The sequence below is a fragment of the Helicobacter sp. genome (genome assembly GCF_017502485.1).
In the GTDB taxonomy this organism is placed as follows: domain Bacteria; phylum Campylobacterota; class Campylobacteria; order Campylobacterales; family Helicobacteraceae; genus Helicobacter_B.
The window spans coordinates 1-22964 of the sequence record NZ_JAFVUX010000008.1 but is presented as its reverse complement, the minus strand read 5'-3'; the positions used below and the strand labels follow the sequence as shown (position 1 = coordinate 22964).

The following is a 22964-nucleotide window of genomic DNA, read 5'->3' as shown; positions in this document are numbered from 1 at the left end:
CTAGTCTAGTCAAAGTAGAATCTATAACCCCATTTTGCCCGGATTTAGAATGTTATTTGGATCAAATGCTTGCTTAATTGCCCTAAATAAGCCCATCTCTTCTTGTGTAAAAGCTAGGTGCATAAATGGAGCCTTTGAAAGTCCTATGCCGTGCTCACCACTAAGTGTACCCTCTAGCTCCACAGCAATAGCAAAAATTTCTTCAATACACGCATAGCCACGCGCAAGCTCATCTTTATCTTCTGGGTTTGGTACCATCACATTTGTATGCACATTTCCATCGCCTGTATGCCCAAAACAAGGGATCTTAAAGCCATATTTCTTGCTCATTTCTTGGATTCTAGCAAGCAACTCTGGCAAGCGAGAGCGCGGCACTGTGATATCCTCATTGAGCTTCTTCCTCCCATAAATTGTAATGCTTTGACTCGCATTTCTTCTAGCAAACCACAGATCTTCTTCTTCCCTAGAATCCTTGGCTACGACAAACTTCGTGCAACCATTTTCCATAAAGCGCGCTTGGAGCTGGTTAAGGTCATATTCTAGTGCTTCTGGCAAATCCCCATCTACTTGTGTAATCAAAATCGCACCCGCATCTTTTGGCAACCCCTTATGGAACCGCTCTTCTACAGCTTGGATTGAGAGCTGGTCTAAAAACTCCATAGCCACAGGTGTGATACCGCTTGCCATACTCTTATACACTGCATTCATTGCATCTTCAATGCTTGCAAACACTCCCATAGCCGAACGCTTGTATTTGGGCTTGGGGATAAGTTTTAGCGTAAGCTCTGTGATAACCGCCAATGTGCCCTCACTGGCAATTAAGATTCCAGCGATATTGTAGCCTGCGACATCTTTAATAGTCTTTTTTCCTGCACGGATAATATCGCCATTGGGTAGCACTGCACGCAAGGCAAGCACATAATCTTTGGTAATGCCATATTTCGCTGCGCGCATTCCCCCAGCATTTTCGCTCACATTGCCCCCCAATGTGCTGTAATCTTGACTCGCAGGATCTGGCGGATAGAAAAGCCCTCTTTTTTCCACTGCATTTTGAAAGATCTTATTTACCACACCGGGCTGCACTCTAGCAATGAGATTTTTCTCATCAATCTCTAATATTGTGTTAAAGTGCTTTTCTAAGCTCAATACAACGCCACCATTACTTGGAAGAGCTCCACCTGTGAAGCCACTCCCAGCACCTCTGGGCACAATGGCAATTTTATGAGTATTGCAGTAGCGCAAAATCGCGCTCACATCGGCTTCATCACGCGGATAAACAATCGCATCTGGCTCGTATCTCTCCCTTGTCGCATCATAACAATAAGCAAGCAAATGTGCCTTATCTGTGTGGCAATTATCTTCACCGATAATCTGTGTCAAAGCCCGTATATGTGTGGATTCTAGCATAGTAACTCCTTGCTACTTTTCTTCGCCTTCTTCATATTCATCGTCTCCACAAAGAAACTCTCTAATATACTGATCCCCTGTTGCATATAGTTATCTGTAACAGGCAAATGTCCGTAATAATTTCTGCCCATTGCCACCATTCTAGTAGCCACCAAATCAATAAACCCATCGTAATCTTTTTTAATTTCTTTCAAACAATCACTGCAATTTACTAGCTCTATCGCCGACTCTACAAAAGCTTCGTATTGCTCTCTTGTGGTTTTTGTTTTCACTCCGCATTCCCTATCGTTAGTTACTAGGCTTTTTAAAGGTTTTTCCTTGCGCAATAAGCGTATCATAATAGTGGAAATACTGCTTGGAACGCTTTTTTCTCAATGTAGCATCAAGAGAACCACTAGAAGCATGCTGTACCCTAGAGAAAAACGGCGCGACTATCTTTTCCTCATCGATATCGCTAGTGGGAAACTCTTTCCTCTCCAAAACCACTAAGCTTTGGCAATCAAGCACATTAAGTGATTGCGTCGCTACAACAAACAAAAGCCCTATATTATAGACTCTACATACTTTGTTCAAATAAGCAGGCTTAGGGTCAAACCCACCTATATCAAACAGATACCCGACCACCACATCAGAATTTAAAAACTCTATATGGGCATAGGCACTGCGCACCTGCTCATAAGATTCTAGTGTGGGAGCTATAATGAAAGCTTGGTTATTAAGTGTGCGAAAATAAACTTCATCGCCGACATCTGGGATATTTGTAGGAGATGGAAGATACTTTTGCTCCAGCACCATATCTTCTTGCAATGCTGCAAATGCCACACCAGAATCTATTCTAACAACCACAACTTCTGCAATCACACTTGCATAATTACTATCAAACCTATGCCAAACAAGCCCACTCTCGCCTACCTTTAAATCCATAGCAGGGAGCTGCACAAGCTTTGTCTGTTTATCAACAGATTGGATACTAAGTTTTAGTGGATTTTGAAGCGAATGCCCATAACCCCACAAACAGCCAATAATCATTACGCAAGCAACATATCTCACACTAATCCTTAAAATTTAATCTTCACACCCTACCAAAGCCACTATGACTGATACTGATCGAAAAAGTAGTTAATAGCAAAGCCCAGCGCCGGAGTTTTATGATAGCTCTCATCTCTAATAAAAGCTAGGGCGCAATCACGCTTCAAATAAAGCACTTCAATCTTCTCATCATCAATCCCGCCCCCAAGTGCACGCTTATCATCTTTAGATACCTTGGCAAAAAATATCGTCTGTCTAGCACCACTAATCCCAACCGCTGTATAAAAAGTCGTAATTTTCTCCAAGCGATCAACACTAATCTCATAACCACACTCTTCAAACACTTCTTCTGTGGCAATCTCTTCTAAAGTCTTTTTAGACTTATCTACAAGCCCAGCACAAAGCTCATAAATATAACCATCATTGTTACGCATAAATACCGCAGGACGAAACTGCTTAACAATCACAAATGCATCAAGATCGATTTCATAAAGCATAATCGAAACGCTATCGTGCGAGTGAATAATGTCCCAGCTTTTCTCTATGCCATCTTGCTTATAAAATAAACGCACAGGCTTAATGAAGCGAGAGTCCTTGCAAGAATCCTGTCGCAAATCTGCAATCTTGGGCGTAGGAAGCGGGGAAGAGAGAAAATACTTTTTCATAGTTACTCCTTAGCAAAAAGATAAAATGGTTGCGCGCTAAAATCACTCGCCTGCAAGGCAGAATCTATGACTTGTTGATGTCCTTGTGCCACAGATAAAAACTCTTTCTTTTCCTTACCGCTAAGCTCACTTTTGGCTGTGCGGATTCTGCCTAGAGGGTTGATTGGCTGGTTGAATTTATAAACACCAAAATGCAAATGCGGTCCTGTGCTCATACCCGTGCTACCTACCCTACCTATGATTGTGCCAGACTTTACATAAACACCCAAGCGTGTATGAATGGTCTGCATATGTGCGTATAGGGTTTTTAGCCCACCTTCGTGAGCGATCTCCACCACCTTGCCATAGCCACCCCTAACCCCAGCAAACACAACTTTCCCGGATGCTGCAGCACGGATAGGTGTCCCAGCTTTAGCGACATAATCCACACCATAATGAGGGCGAACGATCTTTAAAATAGGGTGCTTTCTGCCGTGTGAGAATCTAGAAGAAATACGCGTGTATTGTACAGGCACTTCTAGCGTGAAGCCAGCCATTTCCTTTGCATTGTTATCATAGTAATGTCCATTTGTGTGTAAGAATACGAAATTCTGCTTTTTAGCTGTCTCAATCATACCTGCTTGAATATTTGGAATCCCAAATGGTTTGCCCAAGCGGTAGTCTCGATCAAACACAATAGCCAATCTATCACCAACATGCATCGTACGAGATGCGACACTCTTGCGATAAATATTGGAAAACTCCGAAGCAAGCAAAATATCCGCGGTTGCATTCATAATATCCTGATACGGGGAATTTTGCACAGATACCACAAGAGTTTGACTCTTAGCAAACGTAATAATGGGAATAAAATCTAATTTATAAGCATCCTTTGTCTTATGGATATGCATTTGCACACTATCACTAATAGGAATAAGCGCGTGAAGCAAGTCGCCAGAATCATTGCGTAAGGTATAGTAAATTGCATTGGCTTTCACTTCTGCGGTTAGCTCTTTATCTTGTGGCGAAAGATTATAATACAACTTCAAAGGTATGAGATTTTGCTCAAAAAATCCAAGCAAAGTCAAGCCGCTACACCAGCTCAACCGCTCGCCAACTGCCCCATACCCAGACTGAACGCCACACATACATAGTAAACACGATACCACAAGCTTTCTAGCACAAGCCTTTTGAAAAGCCACCGCATACCCTTTCATTATATCCGTAAGACAAATCATCAAAATCCTTAACACAAAACACTCTTTTTGCCGATATACTCATTGCATTTAAGCGAATCCATTGGATAGCCGCAGCTGACACTCGACTAAAAAGCCGCAATTATAATGAATTTTTGTGAAATCTTGAAATATTTTGGTGATGTTTATTATATAATGCCCCTTGTGCAAGCGATCTTAAACACTAGCACAAGGGGTTGTGTTTTTTAAGAGGTGTTGATATGGATATGAAAACTTGGATATTTCCCACCATTTGCTTCATATTTTTTTGCTATGCGATGGTGTTTATTGGCATTTTTACCTACCATATTAACCCAAATGTTTCTTTGTTCCACAGTGGTCAAAGTTATAAGAAAGACGCCACAAGTGTTGAAAGTTTCCAAAAAGAGCTAAATAAAGCTATAAAATAGCTTGAGAAATGCTAAAATTCTCAAGTAAAAGGTCGATACTGACCCATAAGTAGTAATAAGGAGCGGAAGATGATTAGTTCGATTAACTCAAATATCGTAGCAGCTAGCTCTAGCACACAAGCACATAGAGATGATGAAAACAGGATTCTAGCTCGCAAAAGCAAGGATATTGAAGAAGTTACAGAGCAAAATAGAGTCGCACAGATCAAAGAAGCTATTGAAAAACACGATTATAAAATCGATCTACGTAAAACTTCAGAAAAAATGGCACTAGATTTGCTTAATGTCTAAAAACCCGTCTTGCTTCTCCTTTGCCGCATGGCTTAGGCTTGGCGCGGGTAGCGAAGGATTAAGCAATGCTGATTCAATACTTGCACGGTGCCATACAAGACTTAAACACTCTCATATCCTATACTAAACTCGACATAGAAGCCATTAAACGCGCTGATCACGATGAAATATTTGCACGAAATGTCAAAAAAGACGCGCTGATTAAGGAGTTTGAAGTCAAAAAAGCCCTACTAGACCAAGAAGTACGTGCATGTATGGAAAAAGAACCACAAAAAAATATGGCAGAAATCATCGGGCAAGAAGCAGTGGATTTGTTTGGAGTAATGCGAGAATCTCTCAATGAACTCAAAAAAGTGAATAGCGACTACGCGCGTATGGTGTTTGCTGTATCAGAGTTTTTCACTTCACTTATGGATAAACTCATACCAAAGGACCTACCAGCATATGGTGAAAACAAGCGCATAACTGCCCCCAAGCACACAAGCTTTCTACAAATACAAGCATAAAGAGTAAGGTATGGGCGGTATTCTCACCTCATTAAACACTTCTTACACAGGCTTGCAAGCTCACCAAGTTATGGTGGATACCACAAGTAATAATATTTCTAATGCAAGTGATGAATTTTATAGCCGAAAGCGTGTTATTGCGCAGCCTGAAAAGTCGCTTGTTATGCATCAAGGGCTTATTATGGGTAGGGGTGTTGATGTCCAAGCTATACGCAGAATCCACGATGATTTTGTGTTTGATCGCTACACAAAAGCTGGGTCAGAAACGGCATTTTTTCAAAATAGCTTTGATACCTTGCGGGAAATCTCAGCCCATTTCCCAGATGTCGATGGAGTTGGGATTTTCAATGACTTAAGCACATACTTTAACGCGTGGAAAGATCTCTCCAAAAATCCAAAAGATGCAGCACAAAAGCAAGTACTCGCCGAAGCCACACAGGTTTTAACAAGAAACATTAGAGATACGAGACTAAAACTCACTGCCATACAAAGACAAGCAAGTGAGAATTTAGAAACACTTGTAAAAGAAGCAAATCGACTAGGGTTTGAAATTGCGCATCTTAATCAAAAGATAGGTGAAATGGAAGATGCCAAACAATACAAACAGGCAAATGAACTGCGTGATAGACGCGATGAGTATGAATATCATATGATTGAAATCATCGGTGGTAGAGTGTTTAAAGGGCATTTAAAAACAGATTCTCAAACCTCGCCTAGAAATGCAGACTTTGATGAAAACTATGTAATGAATGTCGCACAGGGATTTAATATCGTAGATGGCTACACATTCCACCCACTGACCTTGGAGAAAGAAAATAACGCCGAGCATCTAAACCGCGTCTATTACCGCACTTATGACTTTAAAGATGTGGATATTACAGATAAAATGAATGAAGGCAAGGCAGGCTCGCTAATCAATCTCTACAACACAGGTTACAATGGGACAAAAGTCGGACATATTCAGCGTTATATTGACTTGCTTGATACCTTTGCCCAAGGATTTATGGAGGCTACAAATGCTATCTATGCGCAATCAGCAGCACACTCGCTCATCGGTTCAGAAGTAACTTTCCAGCGCAATCAGGCTCTCAAAGATTCTGGATATAACTTTAAAAACGGCTCTTTTGACCTTATAGTCTACAACACCAATGGACAAGTGATCACTAGTAGGAAAATCCATATCGATAATGTAACGACTATGCATGATATTGTGCGACAAATCAACACAAATAGCGATGACAATAATGACAACAATGACACGAATGACTTTGATGATTTTTTCCGTGCGCATTTTGATCCAGTGGTCAAAAAGTTTATCGTAGAAGCCAAGCGACCATCAGATGGATTCTATGTAGGCATTAAGGATAATGGCACAAATTTCACAGGAGCAATGGGAATTAATAAATTTCTCCAAGGAGATAGCGCAAAAGATATCCACCTAAACAAAGAGTATGAAAAAGACCCCACCTATATCCGTCCGTGGCTTACACCGATTAATGGAAATTTCGATGTGGCAAATATGATGCAGCAGCTCCAATATGATAAGGTAGATTTCTACAACAAGCGTACTAAAATCAACTCCACAATGAAAATTAGCGAGTTTTATCAATATGCTGCTGGGCGTGTAGCTACCGATACAGAAGAAGCACAACGCACCCTAGATACCAAAAAGTCTGTCTATGAAGCCACCAAGAAAGAGCATTTATCAATTACGCAAGTAAGCATTGATGAAGAAATGGTGGATCTTATTAAGTTTCAAGGCGGTTATGCAGCAAATGCTAAGGTAATTACAACAATCGACAGAATGATAGAAACACTTCTTGGAATCAAGCAGTAGTGGGACTCTCCACCAAAACAGGCTAGATTCCTAGCCATTGCGTAAGCGCAATGGCTAGGAAGGAGATTTATGAAAGCTGAGCATTCACCATCCAAATAGCCTTTTCAAGCTCCGCTAGCTTATCATCACAATACGAAGCTGTGACCCTATCATCATCTTTGTCAGCAAGCTTTGCGAGACTCTCAAAATCTTCGTGCAAGCGATTGTAGATCTTAAGCACTTCTTTTAGAATCTCTTTTGAAGTGAAAGTTGTTTTTGTTTCTTCTTTGACCCTAGAGATTTTAACTGCCTCAGCAAGTGTTACTACAGGAGTGCCATCAAGCTGGATAATGCGTTCTGCTAGATCATCAAACATATCAGCAAAACTTTCATAAATCTCTTCTAGTGCCTTATGCACCTGTGCAAAATCGCTACCTCTAACATTCCAATGAAAATTATGCACTTTCATATAAAGCACAATGCTATCAGCTTGCAAATTCCGTAGATTTTCAACAATTTTATCTGCCTTTTTCTTCTCTTTCATTACCTGCTCCTTAAAGTGTGAGATGTCCTATTCTACTCTCAAAAAGTAATATTTTTATAAAATTTATTATTTATTTAATCATTACACCACTTGATTACACATATCACTTATAAGCTTCTACTATAATACGACTTTTACCAAGGATATATTTATGGGCGATACACTTCACCGCCTATACATTGGGCATCAAACTATCTGACATAGTATTGGAGTGCTTATAGTCGTATTTGCAAGCACCGTTCTCACAGGATTTATACCCTTTATCATATTTCGCAAAAGAGCTATACCAAAGTCTCTCATCACCTTAATTTGAAGTACTGCCACCTGCGATGATAGGTATGCTACTTGTCTATTGCTTGCTTCTGTGGATATTGTGCATATGCCTTTTGGGCTTAATGAATTATGCGGACTTATCCTGACAGTATTTATCTATATTCTTACCAAAGTTAGCGTGCTAGCCGTCATAGGTGGAACAATCGGTTATGTACAATCGTACAAACACATATACTCCACAATCTCCTAGTCACTATTTAAAGCCTTGGACAAGCGATCCTATTAGTAAGTTAAACCCATCAACTAGCACGAATACTAGAATCTTAAAAGGCAGTGAAACCATCACCGGTGGCACCATCATCATACCCATCGCCATAAGGATTGAGCTTACCACCATATCAATCACCAAAAATGGCAAATAAAGTAGAAACCCTATCATAAACGCTGTTTTTAGCTCGCTAATCATAAAAGCAGGTATCGCAATAGTGATGGGTACATCAGCTGTTGTTTGCGGATTAGGCAAACCTCTAATGCGATAGAACAATGCTAAATCTTTCTCACGCGTGTTTTTTAACATAAACTTCTTAAATGGCTCGATGGATCGTTCATAGGCTTCTTCATAGCTAATTTTCTCTTCCACATAGGGCTTTATCCCTGCCTGCCAAGCTTCCTTCCCAATTGGCTCCATAATAAAAAATGTCAAAACTAACGCCAAAGACACTAAAATCTGTGTGGGTGGGGATTGCTGCGTGCCAAGCGCTGTGCGCAAAAATGAAAATACGATAATAAGTCGCATAAAACTTGTCATCACAAGCACAAGAGAAGGTGCTAGGATCAGCAGTGTCAAAACCACTACAACATTAAGAGAAGTTACAAGCTGCTGTGGAGTATCCGGTGCGCTTAAAGAGAGATTAACTGTGGGGATAGTGGGAGCAGCACTCGCGCTAACAACACTTACAATCGCTATAAAACAAACAGCCCACAAACACCGATAGATTCTAGTCGTAGAATCTATCATTTCTCACTCACAATGCGCATAGTGTTATTTTCATGCACGACATAAAGAATCTTTTGTGCGCTAGAAGTATAGTTTAGCTTGCCATTTTTATAGGCACGATAGTCTTGCGCAAAGCTAATGCGAAACATCTGCCTATGCTCTTCATTAGGATATGGGACGACACTAATATTGCTAAATTTTATGATCTTATCTTCTTTTTTGGCAAACACTTGACGCTTATAATTGGCAAAGGCATTAAACTTCATACCATCTGGGCGTGAAAAATCCTTAGAGTAAAAAGACAGATACTTGTCCAAATCATTAGCGATCCACGATGCCCGCCACGCATAAAGCTGGGACAACAGCAGAGCTATCTCATCTTTGGTAGGCTTGTGGATATTTTGCTCATAGGAGATTAGCAATGCCACTTTATAATCCACCATTTTGCCAAAATCGCTTAAGACATTATTCTCAATAGCAATACAACCCTTTGTATTAAGCTCTTCCCTATTGCCATCAAGTGGGAGTCCGTGGATCCAAATTCCGTGTCCTGTTTTCTTAAGCGATTTATCGTAATTATTTGGATAGTCAGTAGCATACGCCAAAGGTCCATAATATGGTGGTAGTCTTGTAAGTTTGTCTGTGAAGTCATACACCCCAAGTGGCGTAGTCAAATCCCCAGATAAACGCTTATCGCCCTTACCTTTACCAACAAGTGCTGGGAGCTCTTTAATCAAGGTGAGTTGCCCTCTTGGCGATATGGTATAGAGTGCAAGATTTGGTATACTCTTATCAGAAACAAACAGATACTTATACCCCTCAAAATACCCAAAATCCGTATTTCTACCCTGCAAGACACTAAGCCAAAAGTCTTTTTTCTGTAAATAGCTCTCTAAAATCTGTGTAACTTTCTCTGTATCGCCACTGCGATAGGTTTGGATAATCCTAGCCGTATCGGCATCAAAACCCTGCAAGACACTAAAGCCAAAAAGCACCATCGCAAAGTGCCGCATATTCATACGCTTCCTTTCAAACTCGCCTTATTTGCTTTGTTGTAGCTCGAAATTATACCCAAAACTCTTAAGATTATTCTTGTTTTTTGCCCACTCCCTATCGACAATCACCTGCAAACGCAAGAATACTTGCTCGCCTAAAATCCTCTCAATATTAGCGCGCGCACTAGAGCCTATGCGCTTAATCGTAGTGCCATTTTGCCCAACAATAATGCGCTTTTGCGATGGCTTTAGCACATAGATATTGGCATAAATGTGCGTAATATGTGTAGGGCTAGATTCTAGTAGAATAGCAGATAAGGCACTAGAATCTAGAGTCGCTTTAGATTCTAGTGCCTTGTGGTGTTTTGTAGGGGCGTGGAAAAAGTCTGTTACAATCACATCACTCTCATAAGGGATCTCATCACTTAAATTTTCAAAAATACTTTGACGCACCATTTCCTTAGCAATTTCGCGCATTGTGTGGGTTGTTATATCTTCTTCATCAAAAAGCGCAGAAGAGTGTGGCAGTAGCTTGGCTATAGATTCTAGTAACACATTGATATTATGTGATTTTTTCACGCTAATGGGGATGAGTGCGCTAAATTTATCGCTAAATCTTGTATATTTTTCAAGCACTTCTAGCAGCTTTGCAGGTGGAAGCATATCGGTTTTGTTAATAGCAAGAATATGCTTACGATGTAAATCTTGTTCATAGAATAGCTCTAAAAACTCTTCATACTGCCTAGTATCATCAAAAGCTGATGCCATAAACACGCACACATCACAATCTCGTATGGTCTTTAGCGCAGCTTCTAGCATAAATTGATTTAAAAGCTTCTCGCGCTTATGTAGTCCGGGCGTATCGACAAATATCATCTGGCAAGCAATATTATCCCTTGTTGTGTGGGGGATAATAAAATGCATAGTATTGCGCGTAGCATTAGCCTTATGTGAGATTAGAGCTAAATGCTCCCCGGCAAGCAAATTTAGCAAACTAGATTTCCCAGTATTAGGTCGCCCCACTAAGCCGACAAACCCAGCACGAGTAATGTTAGATTCCAATTTCTGTGTAGCTTCTGTGCTAGAATCCACTTTTTTGATTCTAGCGTGCAAGGGGTCTTTCATAGAATGTAGCGTGACATATCAGTATTACCCACCACATCGCCTAGCTTTTGTTCCACAAGCTCTTTGGTGATAGTAGCCCTACCCCCAGCATACTCCTGAGCGCTAAAGCTTATATCTTCCAACACACGCTCTATAATCGTGTGCAATCTCCTTGCGCCAATGTCTTCTGTCTTTTGATTTGCCACATAAGCAAAATGCGCTAATGCACGCAAAGCTTCTTCCTCAAATACCAGCTCCACATCCTCTACACTAAGTAGGTGAATATATTGGGCGATAAGAGAATTGCGCGTTTGCGTAAGAATTGCATACATCGCTTCTTCACTCAAGCCATCTAGCTCTACGCGGATAGGAAATCGCCCTTGGAGTTCTGGGATAAGATCGCTTGGCTTACTTAAGTGAAATGCCCCTGCTGCGACAAAGAGTATATAATCTGTGCGTATCGTGCCATATTTTGTACTAATTGCGCTACCTTCAATGATTGGGAGCAAATCGCGCTGCACACCCTCTTTGCTAGGATCTAGGCGAGAGTCCTTAGTGCCTGTGGCGATTTTGTCAATCTCATCGATAAATACCACTCCACTCTCTTCTGCCCTGCGCACGCCCTCTGCTTGGATAGCCTCCATATCAAGCACATTATCGCGCGCTTCTTGTAGCAAAGCTAACTTAGCCTCTTTGACACTTAGGGACTTTTTGACCTTTTCTTCACGCTGCAACACCCTAATAATGGACTCTTGCACCCTAGCAATATCTGGGGGCATACCATTATCTAGTGATTCTGCTCTTTTTTCTATCTCCACATCAACTTGCAAATGATCTACTTCGCCATTTTGTACCCTTTGGCGCATTTTCTCTAGGCTTTGCTCATAGTCTCTTTGCTTTTCATTGCTCACACCCTTTGGCAGTGGAGGTAGGAGTAGGCGCGAAATTTTATCTGTGATATATGCCTGTATGGCTTCTTGGCTTTCTTGCTGGGATTCTTGCTGCACTAGCGCAATAGAGGCATTGACTAGATCGCGTATCATAGATTCTACATCACGCCCCACAAAGCCTACTTCTGTATATTTACTCGCTTCAACCTTGATAAATGGCAGTGCCATAATTTTTGCCATTCGGCGTGCGATTTCTGTTTTGCCCACTCCTGTTGAACCAATCATTAGGATATTTTTGGGCGTGATTTCTTCTCGCACTTCTTTTGGTAGCTGCATTCTGCGATAGCGATTGCGCAAGGCTAGTGCTATGGCACGCTTAGCATCATCTTGTCCGATGATATAATCATTAAGAAACTCCACAATCTCCGCTGGCATCATACCAGCCTTTTGCTCTAGCATAGCTCTCACTCACAACTCCAAAATAGAAATATTTGTATTAGTATAGATACACAGTCCCCCTGCGATTTGTAGCGAATGCTCCACAAGCTCTCTTGGTGCTACGCTAGCGTACCTATCCAGTGCCCTAGCCGCGCTTAGAGCATAGTTCCCTCCGCTACCAATCGCTGCGATCTTACCATCTTCTGGCTCTAGTACATCACCTGTCCCACTTAGAATAAAGAGATTCTCCCTATTTAGTACAATCATCATCGCCTCTAACTTACGCAAATACTTATCACTGCGCCACATCTTAGCAAACTCCAGCACTGATCGCACCAAGTCCCCCTTTCTCCCCTCTAAAATCCGCTCAAACATCTCAAATAGGCTAAACGCATCAGCAGTGCTTCCTGCAAATCCGCTTAAAATCTGCCCATTGTAAAGTGTGCGGATTTTCTTGGCATTACCTTTCATCACGCAGTTTCCAAAGCTTACCTGCCCATCTCCGCCAATAACTGCCATACTCTTGCCTTGATATACGCCTTTGTATGCAAGTATGGTCGTCGCTTCAAACATTTCCTAATCCTTAAAGTAAATCTTTTAGATTCTACCTTGAGCCAGCAAGCTAAAGCTAGAATCCAGCCTCTCTTAAGCAAAGCCCAAGATTGTAACATAAAAAGTCATAGATTCTAAATGTGCTACTGCTAGCACCAAAAGCCTAGAATCTAAAAATATTAGGCAAACACATATTGTGTTTATAAAAGTAACATTCCCTACCCAAAGCTATAAAATATTTAAACACATATTGTGTTTTATAGAAAATTTACTTATAGTGCTGTGTATATTATTTATAAGGAGTCCATTAATGCTAGAATCCACCTACCATCCAAGCACACTAGCTTTGCACGCAGGCTATGCATATGATTCCCAACGCACACTAAGTGTGCCAATCTACCAAAGCAGTGCGTTTAACTTTGAGTCAAGCGATCAAGCAGGCAAACGCTTTGCCCTAGAAGAGCTAGGCAATATTTACTCGCGCCTGAGCAATCCAACCACTGATGTCCTAGCTAATCGCCTAGCCCAAGTCGATGGCGGGGGTTTTGGTGTGGTTACTGCTAGTGGGGCTAGCGCGCTATTTTATGCCTTTGTCAATCTCGCCCAAGCAGGCGATAATATCATCTATGCTAATAAAATCTATGGTGGTACGCAGACACTTATCGTCCATACACTTAAACGCTTTGGTATAGAAGCGCGCTGCTTTGATGTCGATGATTTAAGCACGCTAGAACCGCTCATTGACGAGAATACTAAGGCGATTTTCTTTGAGTCTTTATCCAATCCGCAAATCTCTATCCCAGATATTTGCGCTATCACCACACTTGCCAAGCAATACAGACTTGCCACAATCTGCGACAACACCATAGCACCGATGATTTTCCACCCCTTTGACTTTGGGATAGACATTGCCGTATATAGCTGCACCAAATACATCAACGGGCACGGTAGCGGACTTGGCGGAGCGATCATCGAGCGTAAAGGTTTTAATGAAGTGCTTGTGGATAATCCACGATACAGCGTCTTTAACACCCCAGATCCAAGTTACCACGGCTTAGTATATGCAAGCCTACCTTACCCCATCTATGGTATTCGCCTAATCACAGAGTGGCTACGCAATATCGGGGCTAGCCTATCTCCACATAATGCGTGGATACACTTACAAGGCTTAGAGACTTTGGAGCTCAGGATACAAAAGCACAGCCAAAACGCCTTAAAAATCGCTACATTCCTAGAGTCCCACACAAAAGTCAAGCAAGTAGAATACCCAGCCCTAGAATCTAGCCCCTATTACGCAAGATTCAAGCAGTATTTCACAAGTGGCTATGCAAGCGGGTTACTAAGCTTTGAAGTAGAGAGCTATGACAAGGCTAAAGCATTGTGCGATAAGCTAAAGCTCTTTTCCATCACAGCAAATATTGGCGACTCCAAATCACTTGTGATCCACCCAGCTTCTACGACACACTCTCAGCTCTCTCAAAGCGAGCTACTATCAGCAGGGATCTCGCCTGCTAGCATTCGCCTATCAGTAGGACTAGAATCTAGCATAGACTTAATTGATGATCTAGCACAGGCGCTGGAGTAAGCAAGCAGAGCACAAAGGAGATTCTATGCCGATCATTATCCCCAAAACTATCCCCGCATTTAGCACCTTACAGGAGCGGATTTTTGTGATGGATACAGAGCGCGCGACTACGCAAGATATACGCCCGCTAGAAATTCTCCTATGCAATCTTATGCCCACAAAGATTGAGACAGAAAACCAAATCCTATCTCTCCTAGCAAACTCACCCTTACAAGTGCGCATCACTCTACTAGCCACACAAAGCTACATTGGGAAAAACACCCCTCAATCTCACTTAGAGAGATTCTATAAATACTTTAGCGAGATTGCACACAAGCGGTTTGATGGCGCGATCATTACAGGCGCACCCATAGAGCATTTGGAATTTGAAGAAGTGCAATATTGGAGCGAGCTTAGAGAGATTATGAACTTTTTACGCGCCAATGTTACTAGCACGATGTATCTATGCTGGGGGGCGATGGCTGGGCTCTATCACTTCCACAATATCCAAAAACACGCGCTATCTAGCAAGTGCTTTGGCGTGTTTGCGCATAAAAAATGTAGCGACTCCCACTTGCTAGCTGGGCTTGATGATGAAGTGCTTATGCCCCACTCACGCCATAGTGGCATTGATGAGGGCGCATTATGGCACGCCAAAGATTTAACCCTACTTTTAACAGGAGAGCAAAGTGGGGCTACAATGCTACAAGATAGTAAAGATGTCTTTATCCTAGGTCACCCAGAATATGCCAAAGATACATTAGATAAAGAATATAAACGCGATCAAGCAAACGGACTTAGCACGCCTAAGCCTATAGGATATTACGCACCAAATGGAGAAATTATGCTAAGGTGGCGATCAAGTGCTAGCGTGATTTTTAGCAATTGGCTAAATCTTATCTACCAAGATACACCATTTTTGCTTTAATCTGTTACAATGCACGCTTCACACAACTCCACCACATCGATTAAGGACAAATTAATGCAAGATTCTTGCTTTTGTATAGTTTTTGGGCTAGATGACAACTATGCTAAATACGCAAGCGTGAGTATGACTAGCATTATCTACTCTATCGCTACTCCTTCTCACTGCGCAAAAACTCTTAGGGGGGGGGGCAGCAACTAGACTCCAGCGCAAACTCTCTCCCTCTTATCCACCGCTTTACACATCTTGCTTCCATCACGCCGCTTTTACAAGCGAGCCTAGAATCCAATTTTGAAACAATGGATTCTACTAGCGCGAAACTTATGAATTATCGCACAACGACTAGCGCGCTTGCTTGCAACGACAAAAATAGCGCAATAGGTGAAAAAGTGCATTCTAGCACCGCACAAAACCTAACGCCAGAGAATCTCCCTATTCATTTTCATCTCCTAGCAGACTCACTCCAAAAGGCGACCTTATCGCGCTTGCACACGCTAGAATCTAGCCTAAATGCCATCTACCCTACCAAAATCCATATCCACACACTCAAACAAGCTGAGTTTGAAGCACTCAATCCATGGGGTGAGGCTGGAGCAAATTGGTGCGCATATTTCCGCTTAAAGCTTGGAGATGTACTACCAAAGCAGATGAAGCGAGCACTCTACCTTGATGTCGATACACTCATCTTGCAAGATATACGAGAGCTTTTCTACTATGATTTAGGGCAATGTGCCATAGGTGCGGTGCGTAGTGGGCTAAGTGGAGATAGTATCAAAATAGTCCGCGAACGCAAAATAAAGCCGCAAGACTACTTCAACTCCGGTGTCTTGCTTATCGATCTCCCTAAGTGGCGAGCTAAAAATCTAGCCCTTATACACACTGCAGAATATGCAGAATATGCAGACCAAGATTTCTTAAATCTTATCTTTAAAGATTCTGTTTGCTTTCTACCCTATCGCTTCAATCTCCAATGGCTAGCAGAATCTAGGATGCACTTTGATAACTTGCCACCGCGCAAAAATAGCAATGGCATCACCTCCTATCCTAGTGCGATAGGTTTTAGAGAGTTTGCCAGCGCGCTTGTATCTCCTGCTATCGTGCATTTACTAGGAGGCTATAAGCCTTGGGAGAAGCAAAACTTCCAAGCAGATCCAAGCAAGCCACCTATATTCACGAAAAACCCTTATCACAAGCTCTGGTGGGCTCTAGCTAGACAAAGCCCCTTTGCTATGCAACTTATCTTATCCTACTATAAACGCGCCGCTATAACCACCGCTCGTGCCTACTTACTTGCGTATGCGCCTTGCGCTTACACACTTATGCGACCATTTGTGCGCACACTAAAAAGCCTAAAATACACCCTACAATAAGGAGAAGCAATGCACACTATTACCCCCCCCCCCCCGTAGAGAGTCCAAACTCCACACAATTCCCACCACAAAGCCTAAAAACACGCCTTAAGCTTCTAAGCTCTCCCAACTTTCGCTTGCGCTATATCTATCGCAATATCGATAAATCACGCCAAGCCTTCCTAAGTATCAACTACAAAGCCACTATAAGAAAGCAACCTTTATGCGCGATCTATCTCTTGCCCTTACTCATACTTCGCAAAGCCCTATGCACGCTAGAGTATTATAGCCAGCCGCTTACGCAGAGCAAGATTCTAGCCTACCAACTCCCTAAGCCACCAAAGCTATCGGGGTTTATCTGCCTACCTGCCTTACTGCTACAAAAGCTAGCACGCATAGGGTTAATGCCTCTTAGTTCTTTTATGCACGCTAGAATTTTTGCCCGATTTTTACTGGGTAGAGTGGATATGCCCTACTTTGAGCTAGTGCTCACTACTCGATGCACCTTGCGATGTGAGAGCTGTAATAACCTTATGCAATACTTCGATAGCTCCAACTCCTATACCTGCACGCTAGAAGGCATAGCAAAGACACTTGAAGCACTGCTTGCAAAAATAGATTCTATCTATAATGTCCGCATTATCGGTGGTGAGCCGCTGCTTTTCAAAGATATTGATAAAGTAGTGAAAATCCTAGATTCTAGCAAGAAAGTAAAGAGCTTTGATATTGTAACAAATGCCACCATACTCCCAAAGCCAGCACTTTTGGATGCTCTGCAAGCAAGCGCGAAATGCTTTGTAAGTATAAGCGACTACACCAAGTCGCCAAACCTAGACATAAAGCTCCACATACACAAGCTTCAAGAGATTCTACAAGCGCGTAAAATCCCGCACCATATTTTATGGCAAGAAACAAAATCTGCGTGGTTTTCCCCGGGTAAAATCTACAAACGAGGGAGAGATAGGCAAGGCATAGTAGAAAATTTTCTTGCTTGTCAAATGCCTTGTGTATCTATAATGAGCCACGAAACAATAGGGCGCAGCTTGCCAACCAAGCTAGAATCTAGCCCAAAATCATTCATGGCAACCACTCAAAACAAGACCAAAGCAGACCCTTTTAGCAAAGTCTCCAGCACACAAAGTAGTGTGGGAGAGATTTTTATCTGTCCTATTGCTAGCTCTCTCTCCCGTCTAAATGGTTTAGAAGAATTCTCTGGAGATTTTATCTCCCTAGATTCTACTTGCGATAAATACACAATCTTAAACTTCTATGCTAAAGAGTTTTTCAAAGCGTGTGATTACTGCCACGATATGGCAGCCCCTAAAAAACCAATCCCCATAGCTGTGCAAACTAGCACCACGCTAAAGCTCACGCCCTAGAATCTAGCCCGCATTGCCATTGTAAGCAAGCAAAGAGTATGGCGACTGCAAGCAAGCCTAGAATCTAGCGCAAAAAGTCTTCTACAAGCCCTTTGATCTTTGGCGCAGCTATGCCAGCTGGCTCAATGAAGCGCACATCAAAGTAGCGATCAAGGTGGCTAGATTCTAAGGAGAATATAGCGCACTACTTTGACAGCGTTATGTCAAAGATTTAGAAACTTGCCCTACAATGTCCCCTTTATAAACCCCAGAATCCATTGCAAAAGTTTAGATTCTAAAAGGAGCATTATGCCTAGGCACGACTACACCCAGCTAACTAGCGCGACTTACTAAAATCCTAACCCTACTCTACCACCCCAAAAGCGATGGCTCACTCTGTGCCAAGACCTTAGCGCAAGAGTTTGGCGTAAGCCTAAGTACCTAAGAGAGTTTATCCAAGCACAGACCCAAAGCTATGTGCAAAGAGTGCAAGAAATCTCCTAGATTCTATTAGATTCTACATTAAGCCTTGATACTCTATAATCGCACTCTACATTTGTGCTAAAGGATAGATATGGGAAGAGCGTTTGAATACCGCCGAGCTGCCAAAGAGAAGCGATGGGATAAGATGAGCAAGGTCTTCCCCAAGCTGGCTAAAGCAATCACTGCTGCTGCCAAAGAGGGTGGTGCAGACCCAGCGATGAATGCCAAGCTTCGCACAGCAATCGCCACTGCCAAAGCCCAAAATATGCCAAAGGACAATATTGATGCTGCCATCAAACGCGCTAGCGGGAAAGATGGTGCTTTTAGCGAGCTAAGCTATGAGGGCAAAGCAGCAAATGGTGTGCTAATCTTCATCGAATGCACCACTGATAACCCCACTCGCACCATAGCCAACCTAAAAAGCTACTTCAACAAAAGCCCCAGTGCATCGATTGTCCCAAATGGTAGCTTGGAGTTTATGTTTGCTAGAAAAAGTGTCTTTGCCTTTAGCAAGCCAGAATCTATGCCCTTAGATGAGCTAGAGCTAGCACTCATCGACTATGGGCTAGAAGAGCTAGAGTCTTTAGAAGATGGTAGCCTAATCGCTTATGGGAGCTACACAGACTTTGGAGCTTTAAGTGAGGGGTTAGAATCCTTGCAAATCACGCCCACAAGTGCTAAGCTCGCTAGAATTCCAACAAGCCCTATAACCCTAGCTGAAGAGCAGATAGAAGAGCTAGAAAAATTGCTTGATAGAATTGAAGAAGACGACGATGTGCAAGCTGTTTATACAAACTTAGCCTAGATTCTAGCTAGAGCCACAAGGAGACCTATGCCAAACCAAAATGATGAAGCCCTAATAGCGCGCTTACGCGAACAAATTGATAGCATTGATGAGCAGCTACTAGCCCTGCTAGATTCTAGGCTAGAGATTGTCGCCCAAATTGGCGCAGCAAAGCTTAAGAGCAATGCCAGCATTTACCGCCCAGAGCGTGAGCTAGCGATCATTTCTCGCCTAGGTTCTCTGCCCACAAAGCGTCTAAGCAAAGATGCCATAGAAGCAATCTATCAAGAGATCTTTGCCATATCGCGCAATATTGAACTACCAGAGAAAGTCGCCTATCTAGGTCCCATAGGTAGCTACACGCATCAAGCCGCAGAATCACGCTTTGGCGCGATGAGTGAGTATTTGTCCATAAACACCATTAGCGCAATCTTTAGCGCACTAGAGAGCAAGCAGGCGCGCTATGGTGTAGTCCCCATTGAGAATAATACCAATGGCATAGTAGGTGAGTGTATCGATAATCTTGCTAGCTCTAGTATGAAAATCATTGCAGAAATCATTATGCCCATCCACCTAAGCTTCGCTTCACAATGCGAGCATTTATCCAAAATTGAGCGCATTTATAGCAAGGATATAGCCTTTGGGCAGTGCGCACAATTCTTACAAGCGCATAATCTCCTAAACACCCAGCAAATCCCGGTAGAATCCACAGCCAAAGCCGCCCAGCTAGCTACACAAGATCCAAAGAGTGCGGCGATTTGCTCACACATTGCTGCCAAGCTCTACCACCTACCACTAATGTTTTCTCATATCCAAGACTCCCAAGACAACAAAACACGCTTTGTCATCTTAAGCGATTTTCATAATCCCCCAAGTGGCAATGATAAAACTTCTATTTTCGCAAGGCTTCAGGGCTTTGAGAAAGCTGGCACACTACTGCGCTTTTTGGAGAGCTTCTCACGCGCTAATATTAATCTAACTAAGATTGATTCCCGTCCTATCCATTCTAAAAACAGCTTTGACTCTGGGTTTTATGTGGATTTTGTAGGGCATAGAGAAGATAAGCATATCGCTCAAATCTTTGATGAGTGGGGCGATCAGATCAAATGGCTAGGTAGCTACCCAAAAATCGACTAGCTACCCAAAATCTACTTTAATGTAAGGACACATTATGCCTTTATCATTCAAGCCCATAACCCTAGAATCTAGAAGTGAGATTCTAGAATTTTTGCAAAACGATCACTTTTCTATCGCAGATATTAGCTTTGGCAATCTCTACATTTGGAAACACGCGCGCGAAATATCCTACACCACCTATACTGGCACACTCCTTATCCAAACACGCTATGCTGGGAGAGATCCTTACTTCTTCTTCCCCATAGGCGCAAATATGAAAGAGAAGCTAGAAGCCCTAAGCGCGCTAGAGTCCCACGCTCGTGAAAATGGCTATGCCCTGCGCTTTGAGCGCATAGAAGCACACAATCTCCCCTTACTAAAGCAAGTCTTCCCTACCATCTCCATAGAGCCCACACCTGATCACTTCGACTATGTTTATAGCGTAGAGGAGCTCTTGCATCTAAGCGGGAGAAAATTCCATAAGAAAAAAAACCACCTAAATAACTTCTTGCAACGCTACGAATGGGAGCTTGAGCCTATCACACAAGCAAATGCCAAAGAGCTAGTCAAAGTAGCTAGAATCTGGCTTGATAGCAATCCTGCTAAAAGCGATGATTTAGAGCTAGAATACCTTGGCATTTGCGCGGCGTTAGAGAGCTTTGAGTTACTAGGGCTACAAGGCGTGCTTGTGCGCGCAAGAGAAAAAATAACGCTAGGATCTGACAACATAGACCCAGCACTACTAGATTCTAGCGCGCTGCCCATCATAGCCTTTAGCTTTGGTGAAGCGATCAATGAGCAAATGGCAGTGATCCACATCGAAAAAGCCGCGCCAAATATCATTGGCGCATATCAAATCATAAACCAGCAACTTCTAGCGCGATGCTTTGCATCACTGCGCTATGCTAATCGCGAAGAAGATCTGGGCATACCCGGACTAAGGCAGGCAAAGAGGGGGTATAACCCTGTCTTTATGGTAGAAAAATTCCGTGCCGTATTGTAGGGCGTTGGCTTTTACGCGCTTTTGTGAGAGTCTGCACGCAAAGCTGCGGTCACATACGCTTAGTATGCTCCCTTTCCTTGCGCTTGACAGCCCACAAAATCATCGAAAAATCCTGTCGCCTGCGTGCTAGTTGAGAATCCATATTTGAGGCTTTATCCTCCAAAATCCTAGAATCCTTTGCTGGCTTGCTTACATTGATTGGGTTTCACTCCTAGAATCCCAGAAGAAGAAAGCCAAGCTTCCAAGTCATTGCGAGGCGACACAATCGCTAAAGCAATCCATAAAGTAGATTCTAAGTCAAACGCCCTTTCATCGTCATCGCGAGCCGTGCAAAGCAAGCGTGGCGATCCATAGCCTAGAATCGAATTTTGAAAAATGGATTCTGGGGTAAAAAAGTGGATTTTATGGATTGCCACGCGGACAATAACGCTTGCAATGACAGCAAATGCACAAAAGCTAGAATCCACTTGTAAAAACGCTAAAATTCCATACAACTTCTACATAACTTCGGCGGTGCTAATGAATATGGACAAAAACAAGGATTCTAAAGCGTGTGATTCTGCTAGCGCAGAATCGGTGGATTCTAAAGAAACATCGCCTAGCGGCGAGCGGTATCCCTTGTTTTCTAAAGAAGCTGCGCTTTGCCACGCGGACAAGTCCGCTGGCAAAAAAATGGACTCTAGGATTTATGATGAGAAATCTTTGCTTTGTGCGCGTGTGCAAGGGCGCATACTAGAGGTATGTAACCGCAGCACGCGCGAAGCCCAATCCACCAGCAAAGCCCAATCCACCAGCAAAGCCCAATCCACCAGCAAAGCCAAATCTCCACAAGCACAAAAAATCCCACTTATTGACCTGCGTGCTCAATACCACATCCTAAAGCACGAGCTAGACTCTGCGATCACTAGTGTTTTGCACTCCCAGCACTTTATCTTAGGCGAGCACGCTAGGGCATTAGAGAGTGAGCTAGCGGAGTTTGTTGGGCGGCGGTTTTGTATCACTTGCTCTAGTGGGACAAGCGCACTACTGCTAGCTCTTTTAGCCCTTGATATAGGTGTGGGGGATGAAGTCATCACGCCTAGCTTTAGCTTTATCTCCGCAGCAGAAATGGTAGCATTCATTGGAGCAAAGCCCGTGTTTGTCGATATTTGCCCCCACACTTACACACTAGACCCAGCCCAAGTGAGCGCAAAGATCAGCCCACGCACAAAGGCAATTATCCCTGTGTGCTTATTTGGACAGCCTTATGAT

24 protein-coding genes are annotated in these 22964 nt (G+C 42.7%); 12 read left to right on the top strand and 12 right to left on the bottom strand.

The annotated features are described in order from the left end of the window. Positions 1-21: 21 nt before the first annotated feature. From IKB69_RS01655 to IKB69_RS01635, 5 genes are read right to left on the bottom strand one after another with little or no spacing between them, the layout of a single operon-like run. A complete protein-coding gene (locus tag IKB69_RS01655; protein ID WP_290945454.1) occupies positions 22-1407 on the bottom strand; it encodes an FAD-linked oxidase C-terminal domain-containing protein in 1386 nt (461 codons plus the stop codon). Continuing rightward, the gene (locus IKB69_RS01650; protein WP_290945452.1) at positions 1401-1679 is read right to left on the bottom strand and encodes a hypothetical protein; all 279 of its coding nucleotides are present in this window, start codon (positions 1677-1679) and stop codon (positions 1401-1403) included. Before IKB69_RS01650 ends, IKB69_RS01655 begins: the two co-directional genes overlap by 7 nt. A 16-nt stretch (positions 1680-1695) precedes the next feature. Further along, the gene (locus IKB69_RS01645; RefSeq protein ID WP_290945450.1) at positions 1696-2457 is read right to left on the bottom strand and encodes a plasminogen-binding N-terminal domain-containing protein; all 762 of its coding nucleotides are present in this window, start codon (positions 2455-2457) and stop codon (positions 1696-1698) included. 41 nt (positions 2458-2498) lie between these two features. Beyond that, entirely contained in the window at positions 2499-3101 is a 603-nt protein-coding gene (locus IKB69_RS01640) for an NUDIX hydrolase (RefSeq protein WP_290945448.1), read from the bottom strand. Positions 3102-3103: 2 nt separating this feature from the next. Then, positions 3104-4318, bottom strand: coding sequence for a peptidoglycan DD-metalloendopeptidase family protein (locus tag IKB69_RS01635; protein WP_290945446.1), 1215 nt, complete (start codon positions 4316-4318; stop codon positions 3104-3106). Between the two features lie 476 nt (positions 4319-4794). On the opposite strand from IKB69_RS01635, the gene IKB69_RS01630 reads away from it, so the two are divergent. The 3 genes from IKB69_RS01630 to flgK all read left to right on the top strand — a co-directional run bounded on the left by IKB69_RS01630 (position 4795) and on the right by flgK (position 7359). Next, entirely contained in the window at positions 4795-5016 is a 222-nt protein-coding gene (locus tag IKB69_RS01630) for a flagellar biosynthesis anti-sigma factor FlgM (RefSeq protein ID WP_290945444.1), read from the top strand. Positions 5017-5081: 65 nt separating this feature from the next. Continuing rightward, positions 5082-5522: a hypothetical protein gene (locus tag IKB69_RS01625; protein WP_290945442.1), complete on the top strand. Its 441-nt coding sequence runs from the start codon at positions 5082-5084 to the stop codon at positions 5520-5522. 10 nt (positions 5523-5532) lie between these two features. Further along, a complete protein-coding gene (gene flgK / locus IKB69_RS01620; protein WP_290945440.1) occupies positions 5533-7359 on the top strand; it encodes a flagellar hook-associated protein FlgK in 1827 nt (608 codons plus the stop codon). Between the two features lie 67 nt (positions 7360-7426). On the opposite strand, the gene IKB69_RS01615 is transcribed toward flgK, so the two are convergent. From IKB69_RS01615 to hslV, 6 genes are all read right to left on the bottom strand, one after another. Further along, positions 7427-7882, bottom strand: a complete 456-nt coding sequence (locus tag IKB69_RS01615; protein ID WP_290945438.1) for a Dps family protein — start codon at positions 7880-7882, stop codon at positions 7427-7429. Between the two features lie 526 nt (positions 7883-8408). Beyond that, positions 8409-9173 carry a flagellar type III secretion system pore protein FliP gene (gene fliP, locus IKB69_RS01610; RefSeq protein ID WP_290945436.1) on the bottom strand — a complete coding sequence of 255 codons (765 nt, stop codon included), beginning with the start codon at positions 9171-9173 and terminating at the stop codon, positions 8409-8411. Next, positions 9170-10171 (bottom strand): L,D-transpeptidase family protein, encoded by a 1002-nt coding sequence (locus IKB69_RS01605; protein ID WP_290945434.1) that lies wholly within the window; start codon positions 10169-10171, stop codon positions 9170-9172. Before IKB69_RS01605 ends, fliP begins: the two co-directional genes overlap by 4 nt. A 21-nt stretch (positions 10172-10192) precedes the next feature. Next, positions 10193-11272 (bottom strand): GTPase Era, encoded by a 1080-nt coding sequence (gene era / locus IKB69_RS01600; RefSeq protein ID WP_290945432.1) that lies wholly within the window; start codon positions 11270-11272, stop codon positions 10193-10195. Next, positions 11269-12579 (bottom strand): HslU--HslV peptidase ATPase subunit, encoded by a 1311-nt coding sequence (gene hslU, locus IKB69_RS01595; protein WP_290945515.1) that lies wholly within the window; start codon positions 12577-12579, stop codon positions 11269-11271. The genes era and hslU overlap by 4 nt, the downstream gene beginning before the upstream one ends. A gap of 30 nt (positions 12580-12609) precedes the next feature. Next, positions 12610-13152, bottom strand: a complete 543-nt coding sequence (hslV, locus tag IKB69_RS01590; protein WP_290945430.1) for an ATP-dependent protease subunit HslV — start codon at positions 13150-13152, stop codon at positions 12610-12612. A 289-nt stretch (positions 13153-13441) separates the two neighbouring features. Between hslV and IKB69_RS01585 the strand changes: the two genes are divergently transcribed. The 8 genes from IKB69_RS01585 to IKB69_RS01550 all read left to right on the top strand — a co-directional run bounded on the left by IKB69_RS01585 (position 13442) and on the right by IKB69_RS01550 (position 21713). After that, positions 13442-14716, top strand: coding sequence for an aminotransferase class I/II-fold pyridoxal phosphate-dependent enzyme (locus tag IKB69_RS01585; RefSeq protein ID WP_290945428.1), 1275 nt, complete (start codon positions 13442-13444; stop codon positions 14714-14716). Positions 14717-14741: 25 nt separating this feature from the next. Beyond that, positions 14742-15623, top strand: coding sequence for a homoserine O-succinyltransferase (metA, locus tag IKB69_RS01580; protein WP_290945426.1), 882 nt, complete (start codon positions 14742-14744; stop codon positions 15621-15623). A gap of 54 nt (positions 15624-15677) precedes the next feature. After that, positions 15678-15821, top strand: a complete 144-nt coding sequence (locus tag IKB69_RS01575) for a hypothetical protein (protein WP_290945424.1) — start codon at positions 15678-15680, stop codon at positions 15819-15821. Positions 15822-15919: 98 nt separating this feature from the next. Then, complete coding sequence (locus IKB69_RS01570; RefSeq protein WP_290945422.1) at positions 15920-16990, top strand: glycosyltransferase family 8 protein; 1071 nt, start codon at positions 15920-15922, stop codon at positions 16988-16990. Beyond that, on the top strand, positions 16924-18348 hold the full coding sequence (locus IKB69_RS01565; RefSeq protein WP_290945420.1) for a radical SAM protein: 1425 nt from the start codon (positions 16924-16926) through the stop codon (positions 18346-18348). The genes IKB69_RS01570 and IKB69_RS01565 overlap by 67 nt, the downstream gene beginning before the upstream one ends. A 553-nt stretch (positions 18349-18901) precedes the next feature. Further along, entirely contained in the window at positions 18902-19615 is a 714-nt protein-coding gene (locus tag IKB69_RS01560) for a YebC/PmpR family DNA-binding transcriptional regulator (protein ID WP_290945418.1), read from the top strand. 27 nt (positions 19616-19642) lie between these two features. Then, positions 19643-20731 (top strand): chorismate mutase, encoded by a 1089-nt coding sequence (pheA, locus tag IKB69_RS01555; protein ID WP_290945416.1) that lies wholly within the window; start codon positions 19643-19645, stop codon positions 20729-20731. 34 nt (positions 20732-20765) lie between these two features. Further along, positions 20766-21713 carry a phosphatidylglycerol lysyltransferase domain-containing protein gene (locus IKB69_RS01550; protein WP_290945414.1) on the top strand — a complete coding sequence of 316 codons (948 nt, stop codon included), beginning with the start codon at positions 20766-20768 and terminating at the stop codon, positions 21711-21713. Between the two features lie 167 nt (positions 21714-21880). Here the strand turns inward: IKB69_RS01550 and IKB69_RS01545 are convergent, their stop codons facing one another. Continuing rightward, positions 21881-22180: a hypothetical protein gene (locus IKB69_RS01545; RefSeq protein ID WP_290945412.1), complete on the bottom strand. Its 300-nt coding sequence runs from the start codon at positions 22178-22180 to the stop codon at positions 21881-21883. On the opposite strand from IKB69_RS01545, the gene IKB69_RS01540 reads away from it, so the two are divergent. Further along, positions 22149-22964 (top strand): aminotransferase class I/II-fold pyridoxal phosphate-dependent enzyme (locus IKB69_RS01540; RefSeq protein ID WP_290945410.1); only part of this gene is annotated, 816 nt, incomplete at its 3' end. The two genes, IKB69_RS01545 and IKB69_RS01540, sit on opposite strands and share 32 nt — an antisense overlap.